This window comes from Natronorubrum texcoconense (assembly GCF_900100335.1).
Lineage (GTDB): Archaea > Halobacteriota > Halobacteria > Halobacteriales > Natrialbaceae > Natronorubrum > Natronorubrum texcoconense.
Window position 1 is genome coordinate 165,915 of the sequence record NZ_FNFE01000001.1, and the last position, 25,749, is coordinate 191,663.

Here is a 25,749-nt window from a genome sequence, read left to right on the forward strand (position 1 = left end):
CGTCGTTTAGGTGCTGCGTTCGCTCACTCTGCCGGCGGCGCATCCGCGGTCGAGTCCGGTGCGGTGTCGTCGCCGTCGTCGTATTCGACCGCGGCGTGGCCTTCGACGAACTCCTGGGTCCGTTCGTTCTGCGGGTTCTCGAAGAACGTCCGGGCGTCGTTCGTTTCGATCACGTCGCCGAGGTAGAGGAAGATGACGTCGTCCGCGAGGCGTTTGGCCTGTTCCATGCTGTGGGTGACCATGACGATCGTGTACTCTTCTTTGAGGTCGGCGAGCGTCTCCTCGACCTGCTCGGCGGAGATTGGATCGAGCGCCGAGGTCACCTCGTCACAGAGCAGGACGTCGGGTTCGGCGGCCAGCGAGCGCGCGAGACAGAGCCGCTGGATCTGCCCGGTCGAGAGTTCGGCACCGGGCGAGTCCAGTCGGTCCTCGACTTCACTCCAGAGGTTGACCTTCCGCAGCTGCGTCTCGACGATGTCGTCGAGTTCCTCTCGCGAGTAGTCGCCGTGGATCTTCGGCCCGTAAGCGACGTTGTTGTAGATCGAGACCGGCAGCGGCGTCGGCTTCTGGGGAACGTAGCCGACCCGCCGACGAATCTCCGGCAGCGGCTCGTCGGTCTCGTAGACGGGGTCGTCCTCGAGATACACCTCCCCGGTGATTTCGGCGTTGGGCTGGATCTCGTGGAGTCGGTTCAGCGACTTCAACAGCGTCGATTTCCCACAGCCCGAGGGACCGATGATAGCGGTCAGTTTATTCTCGCTGAAGTCGACGCTCACGCCGTTTAGCGCCGTTACTTCTCTCTTTCCGGTGTACGTTACTTCGAGGTCGTCGGTTCGGATGACGGTGTCGTGAGTCATTGTCTTCCTCCTGGGGCGAATCGGGCGTATCTTCCCGCGAGTAGTTTCGATGCGATGATCAGCGCGAGTACGGCGACGATGAGGACGAACGACGCCGCGTAGGCGTGCGAGCGGACCTCGGCGTTGAACGACGCCGCCTGCTCGAAGATGAGAATCGGCAGCGTCGTCGCCGGTTCGAACGGTCCGCCGGGCATCTGCGTGCTCCGACCGGCGGTAAAGAGCACCGTCGCGGCGTCGCCGATCCCGCGAGCGAAACCCATGATGACGCCGGCGATGATCCCCGGCAGCGCCGCTCGTATCGTTACCCGCGCCGTCTCGAAGCGCGTCGCGCCGAGTCCGTACGACGCTTCTTTCACCGCGTCGGGGGCGGACTGGAGCGCTTCGTCCGCATACCGGGTCATGATCGGATACTGGAAGATCGCGATGGCGACGATCCCGAAGATCAGGCTCGTCTGCGCACCGACGGCGATGATGACCGTCAACACGAACACACCGTAGACGATCGGCGGCGTTCCCCAGAGCACGTTGAGGAACATGTTGATGACGTCCGAGGTGCGCTCGCTCGAGTAGTCGCTCTGGAGGAACACGGCCGTCGAGAGCGACAGGGTCGTCGCGACGACGGTCGCCGGCACGACGATGAACAGGCTCCCGAGCACCGCGTGCAGGAACCCGCCGCCGCCGTCTAACATGTACCTCGAGCCGGGCGGCGTGATCGCGACGGCGGGATCGGTGAGGAACACGCGGCCGCCGCGGAATATCGTGACGCCGACGACGAGCAGCAACACCGCGACGATGAGCGCGGCGCTCGCGCGAGCGAGGAATCCGAAGAGGCGCTGTTCGGCGTATCGGTCCATCAGTACTGCCACCTCCGCTGAAGGCGACGACGGACGAGCATCGCCCCGAAATTAAAGAGCCAAACGATCACGAGCAACAGTAGGCCGACGAAGATCAGCGCGGACTGCGTAAGCGGGATCGACATCAGTTCGCCGAAGTCGTTGACGATCAGCGACGGGAGCGTCTCACCGGCGTCGAACGGGGATTCCGGGATGGCCGTCTGGCCCCCGATGAGCATGGCGGGAACGATCGTTGCCCCGAAGACGCGACCGAAGCCGAGGAGAATCGCCGAAAAGATCCCTGGCCCTGCGGCTCGGAGCAGGACGGATCGAATGGTCTCCCACTTCGTCGCGCCGACGCCGAGCGAGGCCTCGCGCAGTTCGTCGGGCAGCGCCTCGAGCGATTCCACCGTCAGCGAGATCATAAACGGCGTGACGATGATCGCCATCACCAGACTGACCGTGACGATTCCGAGCCCGATGCTGTGCGTGCCGAGTGCGGGCGCGAGGTAGTCGCCGACGAACGGGACGACGACGATCAGCCCCACGAGCCCGAAGATGACGCTCGGAATCGCCGCCAGTACGTCGATGAACGAGGAGACGATCACCTTCATCCGTCCTTCGGCGTACTCGGCGATGTAGATCGCCGCGAGAATCGCGATCGGCGTCCCCATCGCCATCGAGAGGACGGTGACGTAGATCGTGCCGACGATGGCTGGCAGGTAGCCGAACTCCTCGGAAGCGGGATCCCAGTTCGAGGAGGTCAGCATCTCGAGCAGGGAGTGTTCGGAGACGATCGGGATCGACTGCTGGACGAGCGTCAGGACGATCAGCGCGAACAGCGCGACGGCGAACAGACCGGCGCCGATCAGCCAGTAGCTACTGAGTCGTTCGATCAGCAGTCGGCGATCGAGTCGCTCCGGTCGATCCGCCTGCGCGTTCGATCCGCTGTCGGTCGTCGTATCCATCGTCAGGTCCCCTCCTCGGCCAACGCTTCCCGTTGTTCGGCGAGTCGATCCTCGGTGAGCGTGGCGTAGCCGTTGTCTCGCACGTACTCCTGGCCGTCCGTGAGTACCCACTCGGCGAACTCGGCAGCTTCGTCCTCGAACGACTCGTTGGCCGCGATGAACATCTCGCGGGCCGGCGGCGCCGGATAGACGTCCTCCTCGACGGCGGTGAGGAACTCGTCTCGCGTATCGTAGAAGTCCTCCTCGGCCGACAGCGTCCCGCTCTCGGTGAGATCGAGCGGGACGGGTCGAATGTTCATCTCGAGGTCGCCGGTGTTGAAGTCGTAGACGTAGTTGATGTTGTTCATCGACATCCCCAACGAGTCGTTGTTGATCGCCTGGGCAATCTGCTGGTCCCCGTCGAAGTTCCCGTCGGCGAAGTCCTCGAGTTCGTTCTCGGTGTAGGCGTCGTCTTCGCCGCCGAGGAAGTCGCCCCACTGTTTGTAGGCCGCAGAGGAGTCCGATCGACCGTAGACGTAGATCGGTTCGTCGACCTCGCTATCGACGAGTTCGCCCCAGTTGGTGATCTCCCGCGTGAAGACGCCCTCGAGTTCGTCCGGGGTCAGACCGTGCGCTCGGATCTCGTCGTAGACGGGATTGTTGACGTTGATCGTCCCGACGACGGTGTCGATGAGCATGGCGACGGCGAACAGTCCTCGATCGATCTCGGCCTCGTCGGGGGTCCGCCCCATCATCGCGATGTCGACCTGCTCGTTCAGTACGTCCGAGACGCCGACGCCGGTTCCGCCGCCGGAGACGTCGATTCCGACCCCGGTCTCCGACTCGTACTCGTCGGCCCAGACCTGCATCATCGGCAGCGGGCCCACGCCGCCGGAGATGCGTATGTCCGAGCCGGAGCTAGATCCGGACAGACACCCTGCAACCGCAAGCGTAGACCCGGCGCCGAAAGCGCCCAACACGGATCGCCGGGAGTAGTCTCGCTCCATTCGTACGCCGGTTACTCACCAGACGCTTGTACACCCTCGTACACCTGCAATTCTTTGTCCCTTACCACGAAACCAGCAAAACTCTCGATGCAGTGTGCGGTTACGAGTCTGTCTCCCACGCGACGCATCCGATCGGTACGGCCGGTGTCACCCCCGTTTTTACGGGCTCCGAGCGATATTCTATCCGATTGAACCGATCGTGTACGGCATCTCGAAACCGGAGAACGGTCGTTTCGGACGCCGAACCCGAGCTCGGTCCGCTCCGTGGATAGTTACCCGATCTCCCTAGTACCGGTCAGTTTTGCTTGTATCGGCGACGAACCCAGTCAGTGTTACGGAACCGACCGGGTGGCGCTCCTCCGCAGAGCGGGAGTCCGGTGATCGACGGTACTGCTCGAGAGCTTCCCGACCGACATTAGAACAGGACCAGCAGTACCGCGAGAGAGCACACGCTGGTCACGAGAAACGCGAGGAGGACCACGAGTGCGGGCGTCGCACCGGTGGTCCGCAGATCGGCGAGTCGGATCTCGGTTCCGAGGCCGACGAACGCGAGTACGAACAGCCAGTTGTAGGCGTTCTCGATCGACGTCTGCTGGGTCGACGAGAGTACGCCCGCGCTCGCGACGAGCGCCAGCGCGAGAAATCCGAGGACGAACTTTGGGAACTCGTCCCAGAGCGTTCGGAGGGACGGGCGACCGCCGCCGCCGCGACGAGCGTAGTAACTCGCGTACACCAGAACGACGACGCCGATCAGCGCGTTTCGCGAGAGTTTCGTCACCGTCGCCCACTGCCCCGCTAGGTCGGAGTGTGCGAAGCCGACGGCGACGACCGGTCCCGTCGAGAACATGCTGATGCCGGCCCAGATTCCGAAGACGGTTCCGGACAGCCCCAGCAGATCGCCGACGAGCGGGTAGACGACGATCGTGATCGCGTCGAACAGCAACACCGTTCCCGCCGCGTACGCGATCTGTTCTTCTCGAGCCCGGATCGCTCCCGCGACACCGACGACCGCGGAGACGCCGCAGATGCTCGCCCCGGCCGCGAGCAGCGAACCGAGGCGTTCGGAGAGTCCGAAGACGTTCCGGGCAAGCAGTTCGACGGCGACGAGCGAGGTTCCAACCGCGGCGAGCAACAGGACGAGGACGGGTGCACCGACCTCGAGGACGGTTTCGATCGAGATCGACGCCCCCATGAGAACGATGCCGGCGCCCAGCCACAGGTTGTGCGTCGCGATTCCGGCCTCGAGTCGCGCGGGAATCCCGACGACGTTCGCCGCGAGGAAGCCGAGCGCGATCGCGAGAAGCAAGTGGTTGACGCCCAGCGCCGTCGCGAGCGTTCGCGCCACTACCGCGCCGAGACAGAGGGCGAGCAGTCCCGGAAGGAGTCGTCGCACGACCATCTCGTCACCAGGGGATCCGTAGCTCGAGCGCGCCGATCAGCGCGACGATCACGCCGCCGACGACGACGCTCTTCCAGTCGCGTTCGAGTGCTGACCAGCGCGCCGCAAGAAAGTCGACGGACGACCACCACTCATCGCTCGACATATATTCGACCTGCACGGGCCGTCGTAGTTAACGGTTGTCTATCTCGTCGGGGATGGCGGTAATTATAGCCGAGGCCTATTACGGACGGGGCGAACGCGGACACCACCGAGCCGACCGTGGCGGTGCGTACTCGAGCTGATTCCGTCTCCGGTCCCTCGTCTACCCGTGATCGACGAGAATTGCCGCGAGCCGGTACAACGCGCTCTCAGTCGCTCTCCGAGTGGTACTCCGTCCACAGCGCCGCGGCTACGGTGAAATCCTCGGCGGTCGCGTAGCCACGCTTGACGTAGGGCTCGCCCTCGAGCGTACAGACCTCCAGGAAGTTCCCGTAGGGCTCGAGCAGTGCCTCGACGCGTTTGGTCTCCTGTCGAGCGCGGTCGTCGTAGCCGTATCGTCGGAGCCCAACGGCGTACATGAGGCTATTCCAGGGCCAGACGTGATAGTGGTAGTCCCGGTGGAGGAGAAAGAAGGGGTGGACCGCCGCGTGCGAGAACGGTTCGGCGCGCATCACGAGCCCGTATGGTGTCTCGAGGCGCTCGAGCGAGGAGACGATCGCGGCCGCGCGCTCGTCGTCGACGACGCCGAGATAGAGCGGGATGACGTTGGCGTCGCAGGCGAGGACCGACCGACCGCCGCCGCCGCGGTCACGCCGGTTGCCGGAGCCGCGAGCCGCGCCGCGGCGTTCGTCGAAGTATCGGCCGTTCCAGAGCTGCGAGTACAGCGCTGCTCGGATGGCATCCGACTCGCCCGTAAACGTCGTCTCGACGTCCCGTTTCTCGAGCCGTTCGACCGCGGCGAGCAACATCGCGGTGTTGTACGCCTCCCTGGGGCCGGCGACCGAATCCCACCAGGAGCTTCCCGACCCAGTGACGAGTCCCTCGGTGACGAACCGCTCGCGGTGGACGGCCGCGAGGTCGGCGACGGCGTCGGCGTGCTCGCGAAGGCAGCCACACTCCGCGAGCAGCAAGACGAGCGCGGGGAACGTGTCGACGCCCTCCGCCGGCGACGCCGCGTGGAACCGATCGTGAAAGTCGGTGTAGAAGACCGAGCTGTCCGAGAGCTGGTCGACGAGCCACCGTCCGGTTTCGGCGACGGCCTCCTCGTATCCCGCCGCGGAGAGCCCGCGCGCGCTGAACGCGAGGTCTCGCGGCCAGACGCCGCGAAAGTGGCCGCCGGCCTCGAACCCTCGCTCGGCCCGGGTCGCGAGGATCGTCTCGGCCGCGCGCTCGAGCGACCCGTGATCCCGAAACCCGTATCGGCGCTTCTCGACGTAGTGGGCGAGCCGTCGGTGGAGTTCTCGAGCGTAGTACCGGCCGGTCCGAACGGTCTCCATGATCCGTCAATGGGCACGCGTCGGGAAGTGCCGTCCGGCTGCACGGGACGGCGGTCCGGGGGTTCAGTTCCCGCCGTGAGCGGTGTCGATCACGGTACGTACCGGCCGAAAGCGGCGTCCGCTCGGCCATCCACACGCGTCGGCAAGCCGTTCCCGCAACCGAATCCCCTATCAACACGGCGAGCAATACCTCGGGGTATGACAAAGCGGTACGTCTCGCTTCCCGACGAGGCGGAGACGGGAATGCGGGAGTTCATCGACGAGGTCGACCAACGGCTGTCGAGCGACGAGGACACCTGCGCCGTCGTCGAGGACGTCCTGATCGACCTCTCGGGGGATCGCGAGGCCTACGAACGCTGGCAGGCCGGCGAGTCGGTCTCGCCGGCCGAGCGCGTCCGCTTGCAGAGCTACGATCCCTGTAACACCACCCTCGAGAGCGAGTACTACGCCGAGAAGGACGAAGATCGGTTCCGTCGATCGAAACACCTCCAGTGGCTCTGGCGACAGTTCGACAGCCTGCCGATCGCGGACAACGTCGAGTTCGCACTGCGGTTCCGCCGAATGCTCGCGAACCACCTCTTCGAGGAGTGTGGCGACGACTGCCGGTTCTTCAAGGGGATCTCGTTCACGTACGGTCACAACATTACGATCGGGGACAACACCGTCGTCCACGACGACGTCCACCTCGACGACCGCGGGAAACTCACCATCGGCGACCGCGTCTCGGTTTCGGACGGCGTCCACGTCTACAGCCACGATCACGACGTCGTCGACCAGACCGCGGTTCGTAACTATCACACGGTAGTCGAGGACGACGTCCGACTCACGTACGACGCGATGATCCGCGCGGGCTGCAGAGTCGGCGAGAACGCCATCGTCGGCGCGCGCGCCATCGTCCAGCACGACGTTCCCGCCCACCACATCGCCATCGGCATGCCGGCCAAGAGCGTCAAGATCAAACCGGGCTGGGAGGACGCCGCGGTCCCCATCGAGGACGCCGGCGTCAACCGTCAGGAGCAGCGACGCATCGAGTACGATCTCCCCGACGATTTCGAGGTCTTCGACGAGTTCGGCCGCGATCTCTAATCGGGATCAGCGTTTCGCCGACTACAAACGGTCCTCCTGTCACCTCCTGGTGGCATCGTCAGTTATCCACCACGAACGGTATATTCGTCTCAGCACGACTCTCTCCTTGCGGTGATGCAGGGAATATCCAAGTGCCTTGAGAACCTATGTCATGCCGATGGAGCTCTGGGGCTGGCTCATCGGCTACGTGGTGCTGTTCACCCTCTTACACCTGCTACTGTACTACGTGTATGTGAAGGGGGAGGACGGCGAGAACGCCGGCACACCCAGCGAGGGCACCGGATCGCCGTCGTTTGCCGACCCCGACCGCGCGAGTCCCCACAGTTCGCCCGGCCCCGACCGCTACCCCGCCGCAGCGGACGACGTCGACGACCCCGAGGAGTTCGAGGAGGGACAGGACCTCGAGTTCGACGGCGAGACGATTCGGTGTCCACACTGCGGCGCGCGCAACGAGGCCGATCAGACGTTCACCTACTGCTGGAACTGCATCTCGACGCTTCGGCGATGAGCCAGTCAGGGATCAGTCGTCGCGTTCGACAGTACTGCTTCGATTCGCCGAAAGCAGGCGGACGAACGATCACTTTCTGAGATAGTCTCCTTGAGATGAAAAACCTCCAGGATTGATTTGCTACGTTCGGGCGGTAATGAACGATTACGCTTTTACCCTCAGGACACAGAGAGTGACGCGACGACGAACAGGTATGTACAGACAGAACTCCCCGCACGTCTCGCAGTCCCGCTCTCCACCGGTGTATCGCGCGATGCACGACCCGTCCGGTCCGGCGACGCTCAGTACGACAGTCGCTCACGCACTCTCCGACTGTCTTGGCGTCGACGTCACCGACAGCCGACTCTCGCTCTACGACAGCGTCGATCCGGACGCGCTCGACGCCCTCTTTCGACCGCGCCACGACGGCCGCCCGCGACACGGCGGCACGCTCTCGTTTTCCGTCCGCGACCACTCCGTCACGGTCGACAGCGACGGCGAAATTCTGATCGAACCGCCCGTCCGGCGGTAGCGTTCGTCGATTCGACTTCTCGCACGCTTACGCAGAAGAGATCGTGATGATCGCTGAGGGAGCCGCGGCCGCGATCAGTCCTCGAGTTCGTCCGCGAGTCGCTCGAGGTGGTCCACGCCGACGACGGCGACGACGTCGCCCTCGGTGGTCGCTCGAAGCTCCTCGAGGCGGTCGATCATACAGCGCTCGCGGGTCTCGTCGCGGTAGGCCAGCGCGCTGTCGTCCGTCTGGACGCTGCTGAGCAGCGCCTGCACGCCGGCGACGTGTGAGCGCTCGTGGTCGGCCTGTCGCTCCGGCGGGTCGTCGTGATCGCAGTCGTACTCGATCGGATCGTCGCAGGTGACGGTCATCGACGTCGCGTGATTCAGCGTCGCGGCGACCCGGCAGGTCAGCGCCTCTCGCGTCGCGCCGCCGAGACTCGAGATGACGCGTTTGGCCGTCGACGTCGAGACGCGGTCGGCGATCAGCCGCGTCACGAGCTGGCGCAGGAACGACCAGTTCGGCGCGTCGATGCCGACGACGTCGGCGTCCGGCGCGGCGCGGATCGCCGCGCTCATCTCGCCGCCGAACCGCGGCGGCGCGTCGTCCGAGCCGTCGCGAGCGTAGGCGCGGTAGAGGGGGAGGGCGGCCGTCGGTAACTCGAGGGCGAGCGTGTCGGGCGCGACGGACTCGAGGACGCGTTCGACGCGAGCGATGCTTGCGGGGTGGTCGTGGACGACGCCGAGGAGGAGACAGTCACTCGACGGCCCGGCCACCCGCCGACAGAACTGGGCGGTGATCCGGGGGTCGTCGAACGACGCGGCGAAGGAGGGAGATTCGTCCATTGATCGACTGGTAATACGTGACTACCGGCATAACCCTTCTGTTGTCGTCGACTCCTGTCGGCCCCTTCAGACTGGCGTTTTCGGCGGTATGGGGCACATACTCGCGTGAAAGTGGTGTGTTCGACCGTAACTGTTGGATGGGCTATGGGAACGATTTTGCCGGTTTATTGCTCGCCCGTCCCAGTGGTCGGTATCCGGTCCGCACCGACCCGTCGATCCACGACGAACTGCCCGGCTTCGAATCGGTTCGGCGCGTGGACGGACCGCTGGCTCACCAATGACCGAGGAGACGCTCACCAAAGCCGACGAGGGAAAACGAGTGCTGAACGCAGACGGGACCGAAGTCGGTCGACTCGTAGACGTCCACGACAATCGCGGCTACGTCGAACCGGATCCGGGCATCACGACGACGATCAAAGCGAAACTCGGCTGGGCGACGAAGAGCGAGGACGCCCACCCGCTCGACGAGGGTAGTATCGAATCGATCACCGACGATGCGATCTATCTTCGGGGCACGCTCACCCACTGAGCGAGCGCCGCGCTCGCGAATCGGCTCGAGAGTCGAGGAGTGAGCACGGAGAATGACTCGCCGGTGAACTCGCGGAATCGCCAGTCAGGAGATGACGACCGTGTTTAGACGCCCGTACTGTACCGCAGGATGCCGGCGAAGCCGCCGAAGGCGTTGTAGAGCTGTTCGCCCTTCTCGAAGTCCGTCGAGATGAACTTGGTCTCGGTACCGCGCTGTTCGGCGATCTCGATGAGGTGATCGATGGCGTCCTCGCGGTCATCCTCGGACGCCTCGACGTCGGCGCCGCAGTCGGTGCAGCTGTGTGACGGCGTGTTCTTCCGTCGGTCGACGACTTGGCGGTCGGTGTTGCCACACTCGCCGCAGTCGTAGGTGATGACGTCCTTCCGGAGGTCCTCGCTGATCAGGAGTCGATCGACGGCTCCCATCACGAGATTTCGCCGGGTCTGCTCGAAACCGTAGGTCGCGAGGTCGCCCGCGTTGAGCTGCTTGAAGAACTCCTCCATCTGCTGTTTGTCCTTCATCACCTCGGCGTCGGCCAGCGCCTCCTCGGCGTTGTCGACCAGATCCTTCAGGCCGGACTCGTCGGTGTAGGCGACGTCGAACTTCCCCAGAACTTTGTCCTGAATTTCGTGGTGGAGGTAGTCGCCGTCTAAGAACTCGTCTTTGGTGGGCGAGGGACCGCCGACGAGGATGCCGTCGAGTTCGTGGCGCTTGGCGACGAACAGGTCGTTCGCCATCCCGGCGACCTCCTGATAGAAGTTGTCGATGGCCTCGAGGCGCAGCCGGGCGAAACGCTGGGCGGACTGGCCACCCTTTCGCTGCTTGCCGGGGACCAGCGAGGAGGCGGACTTGACGGGCTCGATGCGTTTGCCCTTCAGCCAGCCGACGTTCGCCTCGCGTCGGTCGAGGACGATCAGGCCGTAGAGGCCCTTGTCCGCCAGCATGTTCTCGAGGGGCTCCGTCAGGAAGTCCGAGTCGCAGTGATAGCGGAACGACTCGACGGGTTGTGGCGGGCTCTCGAGGACTCTGGTGACCATCTCGGTTCGGCCGCCGCTGGAGTCGACCGCACCGGAGAACAGGACGAGTCCGTTGTCCGGCGGGTAGGTGTCGTAGTAGCGAAGCCGATCCTTGATACTCGTCAGTGCGTCCTGGACGGCCGTCCGAGTCTGCTTGGACTTGATGTTGGCCGCCTCGCTGTGTTCCTGGGTGACGTGCTGGACGACGTCACTGATCTGTCTATCGTCGGGCACGTAGATCGTTACGAGCTGTGTCCCGGAGCCGTCGAAGTCCTTGAGATCCTCGATAACCTTCCGGAACTCGTATTTTTTCCGGTCGGATTGCTCCTGCTCGCCCTCCTGGCTCATTGTCCGTACAAAACGGTGCTGTGGGTAAGAATCCTTTGACACACCTGTCGACGTGGTACAGCGTGTCGGGAGAACGCGTGGTTACCAGTTCCAGTCGGATGCGTGTCAGTATCCGTTCGACTGCGAGACACAACTCGCGTGCTGACGTGACGATTTAAGGTGCTCCCGTTCTACAGTCCGCACAGTACTTGAGTATGTCTCACGAGACGGTCTATGCTATTGCGAGCGGGAAAGGTGGCGTCGGCAAAACGACGACGACGGTGAACCTCGGTACGGCCCTCGCGGAGGCCGGCGAGCGCGTCGCTGTCGTGGATGCCGACCTCGGAATGGCGAACCTCGCCGGGTTCGTCAGCCTGTCCCCCGACTCGACGACGCTTCACGACGTGTTGTCCGATGGTGCACCGATCGACGACGCCACCTATCGAATCACAGAGAACATCGTCGCGGTTCCGAGCGGCACCAGCCTCGACGAGTACGCCGACACCTCCCCCGAAGGGCTCAGCGACGTCGTCGCGGAGCTCCGGAACAAGTTCGACTACGTCTTTCTCGACGTCGGCGCGGGTGTCAGCCACGAAACCGTCCTCCCGCTCGGGCTGGCCGACGCGGTCATCCTCGTCTCGACGCCCGAGCCCGCGGCCATCCACGACTCGAAGAAGACCCTCGAGTTGACCGAGCGCGCTGGCGGGGAGGTCGCCGGACTCGTCCTCACGCGAACCCGGCCCGAGAGCGACGTCTCCTACGACGAGGTCGCCACTCGGCTGGAGACGCCCCTGCTCGGCACGATCCCCGAGGATCCGTCGGCCCGCGAGAGCGTCTACGCCGGCACGCCGCTGGTCGTCTACCGTCCCGACGGGCCGGCCGCCACCGCCTACAGACGGCTCGCGGCCGATCTGGCGGGGATCGAGATCCCGACCACGTCGACCGAATCGAGTGCGACGCCCGACGGCGATCAGCCGACCGACAGTCTCGCCCAGTCCGACGACACCGATCCCGACAGCTCGAGCGCCAGTTCGACGGCCGACGACGGCGACGACTCCGGCGGCCGAGAGGCCGCTCACGACGACGTCTCGAGTGCGATCACCGAGGCGGAGTCGGATACCTGAGTGCGGAATCCGGATTTTCGCTCGGTTTCACGCTCGCGAACGGTCCCGATCGTCCAGTAAGGGGTTCCTGTCCGATCGTATCGCCGGGAAGACCGCTGGGAGGCAGGCACCGATGACTGTCTCGAAATCACGACATTCTGGCCAGTTAGTCTGTACTGAACGGAGTAACGACCGCCATCCGAAGCCGTCTATCACTGATTCGACGCCGACAGCGCGTCGCTCCCGCCGCCTCACCGATTCTCGTGGGTGAAATCCCATCGTCACGCGCCACAGACTGTAACGAACTGATTACTAATCATATCCGTTATCGATGGCTCGACCATGGAGCGACGAAAAATCCTCCTCGGCAGTGGCGCAGCGCTCGCAACCGCACTGGCTGGTTGTTCCGGCAGCGAAACAAGTGACGGATCGGACGACGATGACGACGGCTCCGATCCGGATCCCAACGGAAACGACAAAGAAAACGGTGACGACAACGGCGACCACGACACCGACGGAACCAACACGGACGACGTGCCCGGCTTCGACGGGAAGAAACTGGACGTCGACAGCGACGCAATCTCGGTCAAAGCGATCGACAAGAAAGGCGACAAACTCGAGGTCCTCGTGGAGACGGACATCACCGACCACGAGAAATTGTACGCCGAACTGAAGTCCCTCGCGGACGACCACGACGACGCGATCGTGGATATCGAGGCGTTCATCGCCGAGATCAAGACCGTCGAGTGGATCATCGAACACAGCGGCACGACGGTCGCCTCGTTCTACGTCAACGTCGACTGGATCGTCAGCTACCTCCAGAACGAACTCTCGAAAGACGAGTTCTACGACAAGGTCAAGCAGACGGCCGAGTGACGGAACGCTCGAGCGAACGTCCACGCGGCCCGATACGGCGACTCGACTTTTTCGAACGACGACCCAATTAGTGGCAGGTACCGACCGAACCGGTTAGCGCCGAGTACCGAACGAAGCGTTCCGTCGACGGCCCGCGCAGACCCGTGTCGTGGCGACTCGACGGTTGGTAGTTGCGCCGGCGTAGTGTTCGAATCGCTCATGAACGCCGCATTCGTGGGCGAGCAGCGTGCAGTGTGGCGGCCGACTTCCGAGCCCTCCATCCGAACGGGAACTCCCGTGAGTAATGCGACCGATCCGCAAAACACAGAAACTACTGCTACATCGAGCGCGGCGGTTCGACGCCGAGGACCGACAGCGCGTTCGCGACCGTGTGTTTCGAAGCCGCTACGAGCGCGAGTCGCGCCTCGCGAACCTCGGGATCGACGTCGTCGGCCAGCACGGGACACTCCCGGTAGAAGGCGTTGAATCGGTCGGCGAACGTGCGCGTGTAGGTCGCGATCTGGTGGGGTTCGAGATCGTCGGCCGCCTCGTCGACGACCGCCGGGAACCGGGCGATTGTCTCGAGCAGGTCACGCTCGGCTTCGGTCGCGAGCAGGTCGGCCTCGAGCGACTCGAGTTCGATATCCTGCGTCGCGAGGCCGGTGTCCGGATCTAGTCCGGCCTCCTCCAGAATGCCACAGCAGCGCGCGTGGACGTACTGGACGTACGGCGCGGACTGGGCCTCGAAGTCGAGGGCCTGCTCCCACTCGAAGGTGATCGCCTTCGTCGGCTGTTTGGAGACGATATCGTAGCGGACCGCACCGATGCCGACCTGGTGGGCGATTCGCTCGATATCGTCCTCGTCTAAGTCGTCGTCGCGGATGCGGTCGTCCAGTCGGTCCTCGACCTCCTGGCGGGCGCGGTCGATGGCCTCGTCGAGCAGGTCGTCGAGGTCGACGCCGGTGCCACGACGCGTGCTCATCTTCCCCTCGGGCAGATTGACGTAGGAGTAGAGCACCTGCTGGAGCCCCTCGGTGTCGTTTCCGAGCAACTCGAGCGTGGTGTCGAGTTGGCGGGCCTGCAGTTTGTGGTCCTCGCCGAGTACCGTCACCGCGCGGTCGTAGTTGTCGAACTTCCACTCGTGGTGGGCCAGGTCGCGGGTCGCGTAGAGGGAGGTCCCGTCTGAGCGCAGGAAGACGAGGTTCTTGTCGATGCCGTGCGCTTCGAGCTCGAGCTGCCAGGCGTCCTCCTCGTAGACGGCCTCGTCGAGCTCTTTCAGGCGGGCGACGAGGTCGTTGGTGTCGCCGTTGCGCATAAAGCGCGTCTCCTTGACGAACTCGTCGAACTCGGCAGGAAGGCGTGCGAGACAGCCCTTCATCCCCGAGAGCACCTGGTCGACGACCTCGCTGACGCGTTCGTAGGCCGACTCGTCGCCGGCCTCGAGCCCCTGCATGATCGACTCGATCTCGGCTTCGGCGGCCTCGCGGTCGGCTTCGGAGGCGTTCTCGAGGTAGGCGTTCCCTTTCCGGTAGTAGCGCACGAGATCGTACTCGATGCGGTCGCGTTCCGGCTCACCGTCGAGGTCGTCCTCGTCGAAGGTCTCGTAGGCCCACGTGAAGACGGCCATCTGCCGACCCGCGTCGTTGACGTAGTAGTGGCGGTCGACGTCGTAGCCGGCGATATCGAGCAGGTTCGCCACCGCGTCGCCGATGATCGGGTTTCGCGCGCGGCCGACGTGGACCGGTCCCGTCGGGTTCGCGCTGGTGTGCTCGACGACGACGCTTTCCTCGCGATCCTCGAGCGCGCCGTAGGACTCGTCCGTGCCGGCCGTCAGCGTCTCCGCGAAGTAGGCGTCGCTCGGCAGGAAGTTGAGGTACGGCCCCTGCGTCTGGATCTCCGAGACGTAAGTCAACTCGTCGGCGTCGATCTCGTCGGCGAGCTGGCCGGCGACCTGGGGCGGCGGCGCGCCGGCTTCGCTGGCGAGTCGAAAGGCCACACTCGAGGCGAGCACGCTCTCGACGTCTTCCGGCGGTTCTTCGATCCCGAGGTCGTCCGTCGGGAACTCGAGTTCGGAGAGCGCCCCCTCGAGGGCGGCCTCGACCTCCGTGCGCAAAGAGAGGAACATACCCGCTCGTATTCAGGGCTCGAGTAAAGGAATGTCGGGTTTCGCTCGCGTCGCGGGATCGGTCGTCTCCGTTGCGAGATCGAATATCTCTGTTTCGGGTCCGTCCGTCACTCCGGGGCGGAATCCCCGATCACTCCGTCCTCGGGCCGTCGAACGACAGTTCGGCGGGGAGTTCGGGGTCGGGGTCGGTCCCGTCGGTCGCGAGTTCGGACTGTACCTTCTCGATCAGCAGGTCGACCGCCATCCGATTCGCCCCTTCGGGGATGATGACGTCCGCGTTCTTCTTCGTCGGTTCGACGAACTGCTCGTGCATCGGCTTGACCGTCCCGAGGTACTGTTCGATCACCCCCTCCAGGTCTCGCCCGCGGTCGATGACGTCGCGTTCGATCCGTCGCAGGATTCGGACGTCCGCGTCGGTCATCACGTACACCCGGAGGTCGAGCATCTCGAGGATGTCGTCGTCGTACAGCGAGAGAATGCCCTCGAGCACGATCACGTCCGTCGGCTCGACGGTCACGCGCTCGTCCTTGCGGTTGTGGATTTCGAAGTCGTACTGTGGCATCTCGACGGCCTGGCCCATGAGTAGGCTGTTGAGGTGCTCCTGCAGGAGCTCCCACTCGAAGGCAGAAGGATGATCGTAGTTGACGTCCGCCCGCTCTTCGAACGCGAGATGCGAGAGGTCCTGATAGTAGTTGTCGAGCGGGATACGGGTGACCGCTTCGCCGACCGTTTCGGCGACGGTCCGCGAGACGGTCGTCTTCCCGGCTCCCGTCCCGCCGGCGATCCCGATGACGAACGACGGTATACTCATCGTCCGATCCTGGGTCGGATGGCTATTGAATCCCCTGATCTCGACTCGATCCGACGGAGACAGTGTACTTCTGATGACACACTGCGAGCTCACTCGATCGCTACTCGAATCACGCCGCAGCCTCGCCGAACCGTCACTCGAACCATACCGCAGCCTCGCGAAACCGCTCCTCGTGAATGGGCCGGAACGTCTCGCCCGACGCGTCGAACTCGGCGGGCGACCAGAACCGCGCCGCGCTCGCGTCGCTGCCGGCTGCCAGTTCGCCCGTCGCGTCGGCCCGATCCGCGACGTAGTGAACCGTCAGCACGTGTTTGTCCTCCCGCGGCGGCATCGTCGTCGCGTCGAGGAGTTCGAGCGCGCCGGGATCGACGACGACGCCGGTCTCCTCCTCGAGTTCGCGGACCGCAGCGGTCTCGGGAGATTCACCGACCTCCATGTGGCCGCCGGGGATCGTCCACTCGCCGACGCCCGGCGGCACGGCTCGCTCGACGCAGAGCACCGCAGGGACCTCGGCCGATCGATCGACGACAGCGACGCTCGCACAGGGGACCGGGTTGTGCCAGACGACGTCTCCGCAGGTCGGACAGCGCTCGCGCTCGCGGCCGTCGAACGCGGTCGTCTCGAGAGACGTGCCACAGTGGGGACAGAACTCAGCTGGACGGCTGACCATCTACGGTGGTGTCCGCACCGGGGGTATCAAAGCGTTTTCAATCCGGGAACGGTCATCGAGCCGAGGGTTAGAGCGTCTTGAGTCCGCTGCCAGTTAGTGGCACGACGACGTCTGCGTCGTCCTCGAGGACGCCCAGCTCTCGGTACTCCTCGAGCGCTGCGGGCGCGACCGCGCAGGTGGGTTCGACGTAGAACCCGCCGCGATGGAGCCGATCGAGTGCCGTTTCGACGGGATCCGAGCCGAGTGCGATGGCGTCGCCGTCGGTCGCCTCGATGGCGGCGAGAATTTCGTCCTTTCGGGCGGGCTTCTCGATCCTGATGCCGTCAGCGATGTCGGCGCCGTCGGCACCGTCGGCGTCCTCCTCGGTCTGTCTTCCGTCGAGTTCGTCGACGATGGGGGTGTATCCCGTCGCTTGTGCGCCCAGAAGCCGAGGCATGCCGTCGATGATACCGGCCTCGTTGAGCAGCGAGAAGCCGCGGTACGCGCCGAGAAAGAGCGTTCCGTGGCCGATCGGGAGCACGACAGCGTCGGGGACGGTCCAGCCCTGCTGGGCGGCGATTTCGAACGCGAACGTCATCGTACCCGCGTAGAAGGCCGGGTTCCAGGCGTGGCTGGCGTACCAGCCCTCGCCGGACTCGACGGCGTCGATACAGGCATCGGTCACGTCCTGGCGGTTGCCGTCGATCCGAACCGGGCGTGCGTCGGCCCGCTGGATCGTCATCAGCTTCGACTGCTTGACGTCGGCCGGAACGTAGATGTCCGCCTCGATGCCGGCGCGGGCCGCGTAGGTCGCGATGGCGGCCCCGGCGTTCCCCGAGGAGTCCTCGATGACCTTGTCGACGCCGAGTTCGACGGCCCGCGAGAGCGTCGTCGTCGCCCCGCGGTCCTTGAACGAGCCCGTCGGGAAGACGTACTCGAGTTTGAACTGAGCGTCCCACTCGGGAGCCTCGACGAGCGGCGTAAAGCCCTCGTGGAAGGTCACGTGTTTCTCGATCGGCAGGAACTCGAAGAACGTCCAGAGCCCCTCGGTGGTATCTAAGCTGTGCAGCGGAAGCGGGTCGCCCTGTGGATGTGGCCGTTCGGTGAACTCGAGGGCGTGGCCGCAGTTACAGCGCCACGGCTCGTTCGGTCCGGCTTCGTAGACGACGTCGCAGTTTGGACAGGTGAGATCTGCAGGCATGTTAGTAGTCGTCGATGTCGGTGGCGACGGAGCAGACGTACTCGCCCGTCGCGACCTGCGGCAGTCGTCGCGTGCGCCAGAGAATACCGGTGCTGTCGGCCGTCACCTCGGCTTTCGGTTCGCCGAAGGGGGTCGTCACCTCGAACAGCGTCTCGCCGCCGCGAACCCGGTCGCCCAGCTCCTTCCGGAACGAGACGAGTCCACCGCTCGGTGCACCGTACTGTTCGAATCCGCGAGCGCGGGTCTGCTCTTCGATGTCGACGCTCCCGTCGAGAAAGCCGTAGTGAGTGAGGACGTTGAAGACGCCGTCGACCCCCTTCTGGATGCTCGCCTCGTCCCAGCCGACGGCTCCGCCGAGTTCGGGGTCGACGGTCGGGACCCCCTCGTCCGGTGCTGCACGGGCGAGTTGGCCGTCCGGTCCCTTCTGATCTAAAATGTGCCCACAGCCGAACACCTTCGCCAGTTCGAGACAGTCCTTGTGGAGTCGGTGGCGTTTGCCACAGCGAACGCGGACCTCGTCGATCATTCGGCTGGTCGATCCCTGGTGGAGATCGAGGATCAGGTCGGCTCGCGTTGCCGCCTCGTACGTCGCGGCCGCGATCCGCTCGCTCGAGGTGCCGGTCTCGTTGCCGGGATAGGCCCGGTTCATCTTCGTGTCGTCGATCGGGTTGCGGTGTTCGGCGATCTGAAACGCGTGGTAGTTGACGATCCCGGTAATCAGGATCGTTCCCGCGAGCTCCGACGGATCGAGTTTCGGAACGACGCGCTGAATTACGCCGACCCCGTTGAGTTCGTCACCGTCGCTCGCCGCCTGCATGTACAGCGTCTTTCCCGGCCGTTCGCCGTTGATTACGGCGACCGGCAGACCGAACGGTGACCCATCCCGGGTCTCCCCCACCTCGAGACGGCCCGTATCGATCTCGCCGGGATCAGCGCTCGCCGTTCCGAGCGTCGTCGTCATGTGCCTGCAGACGGACCCGTTCGTCTTTATTGGTTCGGTGTCCGCCAGCAAGCACTGGGTTCGAACGGTCGTCGCTCTACGAAAACATCTGTCACTTCGCCTCGGTTCGATCGACGGTGAGAGCGGGACGCCTGCGACGAAACGCGTTCGACGCCCTCAGAGGAACAACCGGAAGTAGTACGGGCTCAGGAAGCCCTCGATGACCGCCGCGACCGCGAGCAGGATACCGACGCCGACGAGGACCCAGAACGCGCGCTCGAGTGCGTCAGCAAACTCGGCTCGCGTCGCCCGCCCGCGGAACGCCCGCCAGCCGACACGTCCTAACCAGATGCCGACCGCCGTCGCGATAAAGATGGCCGGAATCTCGAAGATCCCGTGCGGGATCACGAACGCGAGAAGCTCCATCGGTTCGGCCTCGGTGCGGCCGTAGACGCCCATGAAGACGCCGTTGAACAGGAGCGAGGCGACGGCCGGGAGGACGAGCGCGACGCCCGAGAAGGCCGTCGTCAGCGCGACCATCCAGTTGTTTCCGAAGAACTCCAACGCCGCTGCCGGCGGAATGTGACCCTCGAGGCGGGCCGAGATCGACGTCTCGACGGTCCCGGCGAGCGGTTCGGCGGCCTCCCAGCCGACCCAGAAGCTGGCGAACGCGAGGACGACGACGAGCGCGTGCGTTCCGGGCGTCGCGCGGACGAACGCGATCATCTCGTCCCAGCCGCGCCGAGCGCCGGCCCGGAACTGCCCGCGAACCGATCGCTCGGGTTTCGCCGGCGGTCGCAATCGGCCGCGGTAGTCGTTGTAGAGGCCCGTCTTCAGGAGGTCGAGGAAGGGGAAGACGAGCAAGGCGGTGACGAGCGACGTGAACGCCATCACGTCGACGAGCAACAACACGCCCGAGACGGCCGCAATCGCGAGCATCGTTCCGAGCGAGACGGCGTAGTAGAATCCCGCGCCGACCGGCCGGGCGCGGACGAACGCGAGGGTGTTCGAGAGCGAGCCGAGCGCGGTCGTGTCGTCGACGACGACGGCGACCGGTGCGAACGCGAACACCGCTCGAACGGCCGCGAGCGCGACGAACAGGACGAGTACCGCCACGAGCGCGATCAGTCCGGCGACCACCCCCGCACCGGTCGCCGCCAGCGCGATCACGGCGACGATGGACACCATCGTCCCGATCGTGAGCAACACCGCAATCCACGCCAGAAACTCGAGTACGTACAGGCCGAGAAACCGCAGCCAGTAGCGGCGCGCACCGGCGATGCCGGCGGTCAGACCGCGCCTGTCGATCAGTCGGGCGCTACAGGCGGTGAGCTGCCCGGCGCTGACGATCGGGAAGAGGACGAGAAACAGCAGGATCGAGAGCACGATCGTCACGAGGACGAGCGCGGCTATCCCGGGCGTGAACACCTGTTCGAAGACGGGTTCGAAGCCGCTCACCCACTCGTCGAACGCCTCCTGGTCGGCGTCCGGGTCCGGCGGCTGGCTGTCGATTCCGTGCAGTTGCTCCTGTATCGTCGCGAGACGGCCCGTCGCCTCGAGGTAGACGAATCCGACGGCGATCGCGAGAAACGGAACGAGGCGAACGATCGCGGGAACGGCAGCCCCGAGCAGGTACCACGGGAGAAGATCCGACGGCCGGCGACGGAGCGCGGCGATAGCGGCAGTGACCGAATCGGAGAGGGACATACTGACACTTCGATCGTCTTTCAGATAAATGAACCTCTATTGGTCGGGGTGGCGGACGGTGGCGGGAGGCCACGTCGAGAAGTTGGTCGTCGGTCCGTGGTTCAGTTGAACGTTCGGTCGTCGAACGTGTCGTTCGTGTCGTCGTTCGAGCTCCCACCCGAGAGACGCGGGGTGAACCCGCCGGTGAGGATGACGGAGACGACGACCAGTGCGGCCGAGAGGACGACGAAATCCGCGCTCGGATCGTACCCCGCGAGACCGGCGCCGGTCGAGACGACGAAGATGGCGACGGTGAAGACGATGGTCGCGAGGAGCCCGACGACGACGATTCCGACGACGCTGGCCAGCAGCCCGCTCAGTATGTGGCGAATCGAGGACATTCGTTGTAACCGAATTATTCTCGAGCGAACGTAATCATTATGACATCGGTCTCGATCGAGATATCGCCCTCCGGTCGCTCACGGCGTCGATGAACCGGTGTGAGTGCGGAACTGCCAGTCGATAGCAAAGGAGTTGAGAGAACTGCTGCGGTGGGTGGTGTGGCTCACGATCAGCCGAGGAGGTACCGCAGTTGCGGGACCCGCTCGACGATCGGGTGTTCTTCGATGTAGCGGTCCACGCCGAGGATCCGGCCGGCCGCCAGCGCGCCGAGCGTCAGGAAGACGGCGGCGTACACCAACTGATCGTTGACCAGCCCGCCGGCGACGTCCCAGCTGCCGAAGTAGAACAGGACCATCTGGGTCGCTGCTCCGAGCGCGGCCAGTCGGACGAAGACGCCGGCGATCAGCGCGAGGCCGATGAGCACCTGCGTGACCGGAACGATCACGTCGATCGCCCCCATCAGCGCGGCGCTCTCGGCCATCACCCCGAAGAGCCCGCTCGCCGGACTCGCCGGGTCGACGTTCGCGAGGTAGCCGTGGGCGCTGAACTCACCGGTTACCTTCCCCCAGCCCGCCGACAGCATCACCCAGCCCATCAGCAGTCGAAGGCCCAGAATCGCCCACGCGCTGAGGTGGTGCGGTCGCCCCTCGAGCGTCACGCCACCGAGGCGGCTTTCCAACCGGTTTACCGCAGTCGTCGTCATTGTCAGTCACCTCTTACAGCTAGAGGGTGGCTGGCCATTTACTTGAATACGAATTACGATTCCCGTCACGCTGGAGTGCCGCCGGAGTATGCCACTATATGTAGGGTCTATATATTGATGCCGTGACTCTGCCGTGCTGAAGCTTACGTCGTACGGTGGCGTACTGGCGACTATGGTTACGACGCTCTCTGCGGATCGACTCGCGGAACTTATCGACGACGACGCGGCGTTCACCCTCGTCGATACCCGTCCCGAAGACAGCTACGCGGCCTGGCACATCTCCGGAGCACTGCACTTTCCGTTCGGTCCCGAGGAGGAACTGGACGGCCGCCTCGAGGAGTTCGAGGAGCTGGTCGGCGACGCCGATCGCGTGATCACCACCTGCGCGAAGGGGATCTCCTCGGGGAATCTGGCGATCCAGCTCGAGTCGGCAACCGACGCCTACGACGTCCAGGCGGTCGACGGCGGGATGAAGGGGTGGAGCGGCGTCTACGATCACGTGACGATCGACGCTGGCGACGACGAACTGACGATCGTCCAGATCCAACGCCGTGCGAAGGGGTGTCTGGGGTACGTCGTCGGCTGTGATGCGACGGGCGAGGCCGTCGTCGTCGATCCGACCGGCGACGTCGAGGAGTTCGAGACCGCGGCCGAAGAAGCTGGACTCTCGATTACGGGCGTGATCGACACGCACGTCCACGCCGATCACATCTCCGGCGGCTGGGAGCTGGCGGATCGACTCGGGGCTCCCTACTACCTCGGTGCCCGCGCCGCGGAGCGCGGCGTCGAGATCGAATTCATGCCGCTCGAGCGAAACGAGGTACTGGAAGTCGGCGATCTCGCGGTCAAAGCCGTGATCGCGCCGGGGCACACGAGCGAGATGATCAACGTCCTCGTCGACGACGCGGCGCTGCTCACTGCCGACACCCTGCACGTCGATTCCGTGGGTCGGACGGAACTCGAGTTCAGCGACGACGAGGGGGAACGAGGGGCGAAGCTGCTCTACGAGACGCTGCACCGCACCCTGTTGGCCGAACCGGAGGGGATAACTGTCCTCCCGGGCCACGTCACCGTCACGGCCGACGGCGAGTTCGAACACGGCGCGCCAGGCGAGCCGATTTCGACGACCGTTCGCGACGCGCGGACGGGGATCGACCTGCTCGGACTCGAGGAGGACGCCTTCGTCGAGCGGATGGCCGACGCCGGCGAGAAGCCCGCGAACTACGAGGAGATCATCGACCTGAATCGCGGGGTGCGGGAGGAACCGCCCGAAGAGCGAGTCGAACTCGAGTTAGGCCCGAACAACTGTTCGGCCTGAGTCACGATCGGACCGGTTCGTCGATCCCGACGATTCGCGTCGCCCGATAGTCGGCTTTTCCTGAGAACGAGCTTTATACGATTATGACATAGTATACCACGGTGAACGATCCGTGCAGATAACCGCAATACGACAGGTCGAGTGTCCGGAGTGTGCGACCCGAGCAAGCGTTTCAGTCCCCCGCGGCGACGTCGAGCCGAAACCCAGTCGCTCCGTCGCAGCGTTCGGTGAGCAGACGAAAGTGACCTGTTCGAACGGACACACCTACTGGGTACAGTTCTGTTAATTCCTCTTTTTCGAGCCTCGAGCGATCACCTTCGGAGCGCCGACGCTTGAGTCACCGCGAGTAGGTCTCGAGCCTGACGATTTGACCGTCCGCACACTCGAAGAAATCCGCGAACTCGAACAGCACTCGCTCCCCGTCTCGGACGCGTCCGCGGGCAGCGGCCCGCTCGCCGTCGGCGATCACCGCCTCGAGTTCGTGACTGGTGTCGGGATTCGGTCGGTCTTCGCGCATGAATCGGACGAACGACTCTCGGGCCTCGAACGTTCGGTCGGGCCGTCGCTGGACGAAATCGGGCGCGAGGACGTCTTCGAGGACGCCGTACTCGTGCTGGTCGAGCGCGTCGTAGTACTGCCGAACGAGGGCTTCCGACTCCATACGACGACCGTTTCGGTGCGACGGTCAAAAGCGTACAGTTCGATCGGCCGCTCCCGTCCGGGATCGAGAGGGCCGATCCGGGAAGCTGTCAGGATCGTTACCGTAACACGCTTCAGCGAACGCTTACACGTACGTGTGTCGACTGGTCACACATGGCAACGACGGACGACTTTCAGGCGGCCGTTTCGGTGGCCGACTTGGAGGAGACCGGACGCGAACTGGTAAGCATCGACGGGACGCCGCTGGCCCTATTTCACCACGAGGGCGAGATCCGCGCAGTGAACAACCGCTGTCCCCACATGGGGTTCCCGCTGGTCGAAGGGACCGTCGACGACGGCATCCTCACCTGCCACTGGCACCACGCGCGGTTCGAACTCTCCTGTGGCGACACCTTCGACCCGTGGGCCGACGACGTTCGGACGTATCCCACGGAGATTCGGGACGGGACGGTCTACGTGAATCCGAATCCTCCCCGCGAGTTGCCGCCCGACGAACACTGGGCCGAGCGCCTCGAGACCGGTCTCGAGGAGAACCTCCGACTCGTCGTCGCGAAGTCGACGATCGGCCTGCTCGACGCCGGCGTCGACTATCGGGAGCCGATGGCGACGACGCTCGAGTTCGGCACTCGATACCGAGAATCGGGCTGGGGCTCCGGGTTGACGATTCTGGGTTGCATGGCCAACGTGATCGACGACCTCGAACCCGAGGACCGAAAGCGAGCGCTCTACACCGGCGTTCGGCACGTCGCGAGCGACTGCGCGGGCGAACCACCACACTTCGATCAGCCGTCGTTCTCGACCGAGGACGTCGCGTTCGACCGACTGAAGTCGTGGTTCCGCGACTGCGTCGAGGTTCGGGACCGCGACGGGGCGGAACGCTGTCTCCGTACCGCGGTCGCGTCGGGCCGATCCGAAGCCGAACTCGCAGAACTCCTCGTCGCCGGCGCGACCGATCACCCCTACCTCTCGACCGGACACGTCCTCGACTTCGCCAACACGGCCTTCGAGAGCCTCGAGCACGCCGGCTGGGACCACGCCGACCAGGCGCTCGCGAGCCTCGTCGAACCGCTCGTCACCGCCAGCCGAAGCGACGAACGGTCTTCCTGGCGACAGCCGGTGGATCTCGTCGCGCTGCTCGAGGACGTCTACGGCGGCGACGTGAGCGAGACGGTCGGCCTCGAGGAACTCGTTCGGGAAGGGGCGGACAGAATGTGGGGCTCTCCGGACGACTTTCAGGATACCTTGCTCGAGGACGATCCCGAGGCCATCGTCGACACGCTTGCCGACGCCGTTCGGGAGGGGGCGACCAGCGAGGCACTCGCCGCCGAAGTCGCCCACGCCGCGGCCACGCGCGTCGCCCAGTTCGGTACCGCGAACGAGTTCAGCGACTGGAACACCGTCCACCACACGTTCACGTACGCGAACGCGGTCCACCAGTTTACGCGTCGGACGGACGCCCTCGAGTGCTATCGGGGCGTCTTCGACGCGGCACTCAACGTCTATCTCGACCGGTTCCTCAACACGCCGCCCGCGCCGATTCCGGCGGTCGGCGACAACGAGACCGGCCGCGAACCGGACGCGATTCTCGGGGACCTGCTGGAGACGTTCGACACCGAAGGCGAGGTCAACGAGGCCGGTCGACTCGTCGCCGAGTTCTTCGACTGCGGCGGCGATGCTGCGGCGCTGAAACGGACGCTTGGCCACGGACTGCTGCGTGAAGATTCGGGCTTTCACACGCTACAGAACCTCGAGGCGGCGTTCCGACAGTTCGATCTCGTTGACGCCGAGGGCGCCGATGGTTCCGGAACGGCCGTCGACCGCGAGCGTCGACGGCGCGTGCCGATGATCGCAACTGCCCGCTACACGGCGGCACACTTCCCGACGCGTCGGGAGGCCGAGCAGACGTTCACCATTGCCTCGCGGCTCAACCGCGGCGAGGCGATTCACGAAGAAAACGAGTAGGTGGTCGAAGCC

The 25,749-nt window shown here is 64.8% G+C and carries 27 protein-coding genes; 9 read left to right on the plus strand and 18 right to left on the minus strand.

Features of this window, described 5'->3' with window-relative positions; all coding sequences use genetic code 11:
- Nucleotides 1-23 precede the first annotated feature (23 nt).
- The 7 genes from BLT08_RS00715 to BLT08_RS00740 all read right to left on the minus strand — a co-directional run bounded on the left by BLT08_RS00715 (nucleotide 24) and on the right by BLT08_RS00740 (nucleotide 6,521).
- A complete protein-coding gene (locus BLT08_RS00715; RefSeq protein ID WP_090302890.1) occupies nucleotides 24-857 on the minus strand; it encodes a phosphate ABC transporter ATP-binding protein in 834 nt (277 codons plus the stop codon).
- The gene (locus BLT08_RS00720) at nucleotides 854-1,711 is read right to left on the minus strand and encodes a PstA family ABC transporter permease (RefSeq protein WP_090302891.1); all 858 of its coding nucleotides are present in this window, start codon (nucleotides 1,709-1,711) and stop codon (nucleotides 854-856) included. Before BLT08_RS00720 ends, BLT08_RS00715 begins: the two co-directional genes overlap by 4 nt.
- The gene (gene pstC / locus BLT08_RS00725) at nucleotides 1,711-2,658 is read right to left on the minus strand and encodes a phosphate ABC transporter permease subunit PstC (protein ID WP_090302892.1); all 948 of its coding nucleotides are present in this window, start codon (nucleotides 2,656-2,658) and stop codon (nucleotides 1,711-1,713) included. The genes BLT08_RS00720 and pstC overlap by 1 nt, the downstream gene beginning before the upstream one ends.
- Before the next feature lie 2 nt (nucleotides 2,659-2,660).
- Nucleotides 2,661-3,644 carry a PstS family phosphate ABC transporter substrate-binding protein gene (locus BLT08_RS00730; RefSeq protein ID WP_090302893.1) on the minus strand — a complete coding sequence of 328 codons (984 nt, stop codon included), beginning with the start codon at nucleotides 3,642-3,644 and terminating at the stop codon, nucleotides 2,661-2,663.
- 415 nt (nucleotides 3,645-4,059) lie between these two features.
- Nucleotides 4,060-5,043 carry a YeiH family protein gene (locus BLT08_RS00735; RefSeq protein WP_090302894.1) on the minus strand — a complete coding sequence of 328 codons (984 nt, stop codon included), beginning with the start codon at nucleotides 5,041-5,043 and terminating at the stop codon, nucleotides 4,060-4,062.
- 4 nt (nucleotides 5,044-5,047) lie between these two features.
- Nucleotides 5,048-5,188 (minus strand): hypothetical protein, encoded by a 141-nt coding sequence (locus BLT08_RS22795; RefSeq protein ID WP_175529205.1) that lies wholly within the window; start codon nucleotides 5,186-5,188, stop codon nucleotides 5,048-5,050.
- Nucleotides 5,189-5,393: 205 nt separating this feature from the next.
- Entirely contained in the window at nucleotides 5,394-6,521 is a 1,128-nt protein-coding gene (locus tag BLT08_RS00740) for an MGH1-like glycoside hydrolase domain-containing protein (RefSeq protein WP_090302895.1), read from the minus strand.
- 198 nt (nucleotides 6,522-6,719) lie between these two features.
- Here BLT08_RS00740 and BLT08_RS00745 point away from each other — a divergent pair, with 198 nt between their 5' ends.
- The 3 genes from BLT08_RS00745 to BLT08_RS00755 all read left to right on the plus strand — a co-directional run bounded on the left by BLT08_RS00745 (nucleotide 6,720) and on the right by BLT08_RS00755 (nucleotide 8,626).
- Complete coding sequence (locus BLT08_RS00745) at nucleotides 6,720-7,607, plus strand: acyltransferase (RefSeq protein ID WP_090302896.1); 888 nt, start codon at nucleotides 6,720-6,722, stop codon at nucleotides 7,605-7,607.
- Between the two features lie 157 nt (nucleotides 7,608-7,764).
- A complete protein-coding gene (locus tag BLT08_RS00750; RefSeq protein ID WP_090303891.1) occupies nucleotides 7,765-8,115 on the plus strand; it encodes a DUF7577 domain-containing protein in 351 nt (116 codons plus the stop codon).
- Between the two features lie 193 nt (nucleotides 8,116-8,308).
- Entirely contained in the window at nucleotides 8,309-8,626 is a 318-nt protein-coding gene (locus BLT08_RS00755; RefSeq protein ID WP_175529206.1) for a HalOD1 output domain-containing protein, read from the plus strand.
- A gap of 74 nt (nucleotides 8,627-8,700) precedes the next feature.
- Here the strand turns inward: BLT08_RS00755 and BLT08_RS00760 are convergent, their stop codons facing one another.
- Nucleotides 8,701-9,450 carry a TraB/GumN family protein gene (locus tag BLT08_RS00760; RefSeq protein ID WP_090302898.1) on the minus strand — a complete coding sequence of 250 codons (750 nt, stop codon included), beginning with the start codon at nucleotides 9,448-9,450 and terminating at the stop codon, nucleotides 8,701-8,703.
- 277 nt (nucleotides 9,451-9,727) lie between these two features.
- Between BLT08_RS00760 and BLT08_RS00765 the strand changes: the two genes are divergently transcribed.
- A complete protein-coding gene (locus BLT08_RS00765; RefSeq protein WP_090302899.1) occupies nucleotides 9,728-9,979 on the plus strand; it encodes a hypothetical protein in 252 nt (83 codons plus the stop codon).
- A 104-nt stretch (nucleotides 9,980-10,083) separates the two neighbouring features.
- On the opposite strand, the gene prf1 is transcribed toward BLT08_RS00765, so the two are convergent.
- Nucleotides 10,084-11,343, minus strand: a complete 1,260-nt coding sequence (prf1, locus tag BLT08_RS00770; RefSeq protein ID WP_090302900.1) for a peptide chain release factor aRF-1 — start codon at nucleotides 11,341-11,343, stop codon at nucleotides 10,084-10,086.
- 194 nt (nucleotides 11,344-11,537) lie between these two features.
- On the opposite strand from prf1, the gene minD reads away from it, so the two are divergent.
- Nucleotides 11,538-12,446: a cell division ATPase MinD gene (gene minD, locus BLT08_RS00775; protein ID WP_090302901.1), complete on the plus strand. Its 909-nt coding sequence runs from the start codon at nucleotides 11,538-11,540 to the stop codon at nucleotides 12,444-12,446.
- A 321-nt stretch (nucleotides 12,447-12,767) separates the two neighbouring features.
- Nucleotides 12,768-13,301 (plus strand): hypothetical protein, encoded by a 534-nt coding sequence (locus BLT08_RS00780; RefSeq protein WP_090302902.1) that lies wholly within the window; start codon nucleotides 12,768-12,770, stop codon nucleotides 13,299-13,301.
- Nucleotides 13,302-13,617: 316 nt separating this feature from the next.
- Here BLT08_RS00780 and argS read toward each other — a convergent pair whose 3' ends face one another.
- From argS to BLT08_RS00820, 8 genes are all read right to left on the minus strand, one after another.
- On the minus strand, nucleotides 13,618-15,405 hold the full coding sequence (argS, locus tag BLT08_RS00785) for an arginine--tRNA ligase (RefSeq protein ID WP_090302903.1): 1,788 nt from the start codon (nucleotides 15,403-15,405) through the stop codon (nucleotides 13,618-13,620).
- A 130-nt stretch (nucleotides 15,406-15,535) separates the two neighbouring features.
- On the minus strand, nucleotides 15,536-16,216 hold the full coding sequence (udk, locus tag BLT08_RS00790) for a uridine kinase (protein WP_090302904.1): 681 nt from the start codon (nucleotides 16,214-16,216) through the stop codon (nucleotides 15,536-15,538).
- Between the two features lie 133 nt (nucleotides 16,217-16,349).
- Nucleotides 16,350-16,886: an NUDIX hydrolase gene (locus tag BLT08_RS00795; RefSeq protein ID WP_090302905.1), complete on the minus strand. Its 537-nt coding sequence runs from the start codon at nucleotides 16,884-16,886 to the stop codon at nucleotides 16,350-16,352.
- A 67-nt stretch (nucleotides 16,887-16,953) separates the two neighbouring features.
- Nucleotides 16,954-18,066, minus strand: coding sequence for a pyridoxal-phosphate dependent enzyme (locus BLT08_RS00800; RefSeq protein ID WP_090302906.1), 1,113 nt, complete (start codon nucleotides 18,064-18,066; stop codon nucleotides 16,954-16,956).
- A 1-nt stretch (nucleotide 18,067) separates the two neighbouring features.
- A complete protein-coding gene (locus BLT08_RS00805) occupies nucleotides 18,068-19,027 on the minus strand; it encodes a succinylglutamate desuccinylase/aspartoacylase family protein (RefSeq protein WP_090302907.1) in 960 nt (319 codons plus the stop codon).
- Nucleotides 19,028-19,183: 156 nt separating this feature from the next.
- Nucleotides 19,184-20,713: a stage II sporulation protein M gene (locus BLT08_RS00810; RefSeq protein ID WP_090302908.1), complete on the minus strand. Its 1,530-nt coding sequence runs from the start codon at nucleotides 20,711-20,713 to the stop codon at nucleotides 19,184-19,186.
- 101 nt (nucleotides 20,714-20,814) lie between these two features.
- On the minus strand, nucleotides 20,815-21,093 hold the full coding sequence (locus BLT08_RS00815) for a hypothetical protein (protein WP_090302909.1): 279 nt from the start codon (nucleotides 21,091-21,093) through the stop codon (nucleotides 20,815-20,817).
- A 170-nt stretch (nucleotides 21,094-21,263) separates the two neighbouring features.
- Nucleotides 21,264-21,797 carry a DoxX family protein gene (locus BLT08_RS00820; RefSeq protein WP_090302910.1) on the minus strand — a complete coding sequence of 178 codons (534 nt, stop codon included), beginning with the start codon at nucleotides 21,795-21,797 and terminating at the stop codon, nucleotides 21,264-21,266.
- A 172-nt stretch (nucleotides 21,798-21,969) separates the two neighbouring features.
- Here BLT08_RS00820 and BLT08_RS00825 point away from each other — a divergent pair, with 172 nt between their 5' ends.
- Together BLT08_RS00825 and BLT08_RS23805 are read left to right on the plus strand one after the other, a co-directional pair.
- Nucleotides 21,970-23,115, plus strand: a complete 1,146-nt coding sequence (locus BLT08_RS00825) for an MBL fold metallo-hydrolase (protein WP_090302911.1) — start codon at nucleotides 21,970-21,972, stop codon at nucleotides 23,113-23,115.
- 112 nt (nucleotides 23,116-23,227) lie between these two features.
- Nucleotides 23,228-23,401 (plus strand): hypothetical protein, encoded by a 174-nt coding sequence (locus tag BLT08_RS23805; protein ID WP_449406628.1) that lies wholly within the window; start codon nucleotides 23,228-23,230, stop codon nucleotides 23,399-23,401.
- Nucleotides 23,402-23,452: 51 nt separating this feature from the next.
- Here the strand turns inward: BLT08_RS23805 and BLT08_RS00830 are convergent, their stop codons facing one another.
- Nucleotides 23,453-23,776 (minus strand): nuclear transport factor 2 family protein, encoded by a 324-nt coding sequence (locus tag BLT08_RS00830; protein ID WP_090302912.1) that lies wholly within the window; start codon nucleotides 23,774-23,776, stop codon nucleotides 23,453-23,455.
- A 152-nt stretch (nucleotides 23,777-23,928) separates the two neighbouring features.
- Here BLT08_RS00830 and BLT08_RS00835 point away from each other — a divergent pair, with 152 nt between their 5' ends.
- Complete coding sequence (locus BLT08_RS00835; RefSeq protein WP_090302913.1) at nucleotides 23,929-25,737, plus strand: Rieske (2Fe-2S) protein; 1,809 nt, start codon at nucleotides 23,929-23,931, stop codon at nucleotides 25,735-25,737.
- The last annotated feature ends 12 nt before the right edge of the window (nucleotides 25,738-25,749 follow it).

Excerpts from the sequence above, each read along its gene's own strand:
- BLT08_RS00715 (WP_090302890.1), bottom strand. The coding sequence starts at position 857 with ATGACTCACGACACCGTCATCCGAACCGACGACCTCGAAGTAACGTAC.
- BLT08_RS00720 (WP_090302891.1), bottom strand. The coding sequence starts at position 1,711 with ATGGACCGATACGCCGAACAGCGCCTCTTCGGATTCCTCGCTCGCGCG.
- pstC (WP_090302892.1), bottom strand. The coding sequence starts at position 2,658 with ATGGATACGACGACCGACAGCGGATCGAACGCGCAGGCGGATCGACCG.
- BLT08_RS00730 (WP_090302893.1), bottom strand. The coding sequence starts at position 3,644 with ATGGAGCGAGACTACTCCCGGCGATCCGTGTTGGGCGCTTTCGGCGCC.
- BLT08_RS00735 (WP_090302894.1), bottom strand. The coding sequence starts at position 5,043 with ATGGTCGTGCGACGACTCCTTCCGGGACTGCTCGCCCTCTGTCTCGGC.
- BLT08_RS22795 (WP_175529205.1), bottom strand. The coding sequence starts at position 5,188 with ATGTCGAGCGATGAGTGGTGGTCGTCCGTCGACTTTCTTGCGGCGCGC.
- BLT08_RS00740 (WP_090302895.1), bottom strand. The coding sequence starts at position 6,521 with ATGGAGACCGTTCGGACCGGCCGGTACTACGCTCGAGAACTCCACCGA.
- BLT08_RS00745 (WP_090302896.1), top strand. The coding sequence starts at position 6,720 with ATGACAAAGCGGTACGTCTCGCTTCCCGACGAGGCGGAGACGGGAATG.
- BLT08_RS00750 (WP_090303891.1), top strand. The coding sequence starts at position 7,765 with ATGGAGCTCTGGGGCTGGCTCATCGGCTACGTGGTGCTGTTCACCCTC.
- BLT08_RS00755 (WP_175529206.1), top strand. The coding sequence starts at position 8,309 with ATGTACAGACAGAACTCCCCGCACGTCTCGCAGTCCCGCTCTCCACCG.
- BLT08_RS00760 (WP_090302898.1), bottom strand. The coding sequence starts at position 9,450 with ATGGACGAATCTCCCTCCTTCGCCGCGTCGTTCGACGACCCCCGGATC.
- BLT08_RS00765 (WP_090302899.1), top strand. The coding sequence starts at position 9,728 with ATGACCGAGGAGACGCTCACCAAAGCCGACGAGGGAAAACGAGTGCTG.
- prf1 (WP_090302900.1), bottom strand. The coding sequence starts at position 11,343 with ATGAGCCAGGAGGGCGAGCAGGAGCAATCCGACCGGAAAAAATACGAG.
- minD (WP_090302901.1), top strand. The coding sequence starts at position 11,538 with ATGTCTCACGAGACGGTCTATGCTATTGCGAGCGGGAAAGGTGGCGTC.
- BLT08_RS00780 (WP_090302902.1), top strand. The coding sequence starts at position 12,768 with ATGGAGCGACGAAAAATCCTCCTCGGCAGTGGCGCAGCGCTCGCAACC.
- argS (WP_090302903.1), bottom strand. The coding sequence starts at position 15,405 with ATGTTCCTCTCTTTGCGCACGGAGGTCGAGGCCGCCCTCGAGGGGGCG.
- udk (WP_090302904.1), bottom strand. The coding sequence starts at position 16,216 with ATGAGTATACCGTCGTTCGTCATCGGGATCGCCGGCGGGACGGGAGCC.
- BLT08_RS00795 (WP_090302905.1), bottom strand. The coding sequence starts at position 16,886 with ATGGTCAGCCGTCCAGCTGAGTTCTGTCCCCACTGTGGCACGTCTCTC.
- BLT08_RS00800 (WP_090302906.1), bottom strand. The coding sequence starts at position 18,066 with ATGCCTGCAGATCTCACCTGTCCAAACTGCGACGTCGTCTACGAAGCC.
- BLT08_RS00805 (WP_090302907.1), bottom strand. The coding sequence starts at position 19,027 with ATGACGACGACGCTCGGAACGGCGAGCGCTGATCCCGGCGAGATCGAT.
- BLT08_RS00810 (WP_090302908.1), bottom strand. The coding sequence starts at position 20,713 with ATGTCCCTCTCCGATTCGGTCACTGCCGCTATCGCCGCGCTCCGTCGC.
- BLT08_RS00815 (WP_090302909.1), bottom strand. The coding sequence starts at position 21,093 with ATGTCCTCGATTCGCCACATACTGAGCGGGCTGCTGGCCAGCGTCGTC.
- BLT08_RS00820 (WP_090302910.1), bottom strand. The coding sequence starts at position 21,797 with ATGACGACGACTGCGGTAAACCGGTTGGAAAGCCGCCTCGGTGGCGTG.
- BLT08_RS00825 (WP_090302911.1), top strand. The coding sequence starts at position 21,970 with ATGGTTACGACGCTCTCTGCGGATCGACTCGCGGAACTTATCGACGAC.
- BLT08_RS00830 (WP_090302912.1), bottom strand. The coding sequence starts at position 23,776 with ATGGAGTCGGAAGCCCTCGTTCGGCAGTACTACGACGCGCTCGACCAG.
- BLT08_RS00835 (WP_090302913.1), top strand. The coding sequence starts at position 23,929 with ATGGCAACGACGGACGACTTTCAGGCGGCCGTTTCGGTGGCCGACTTG.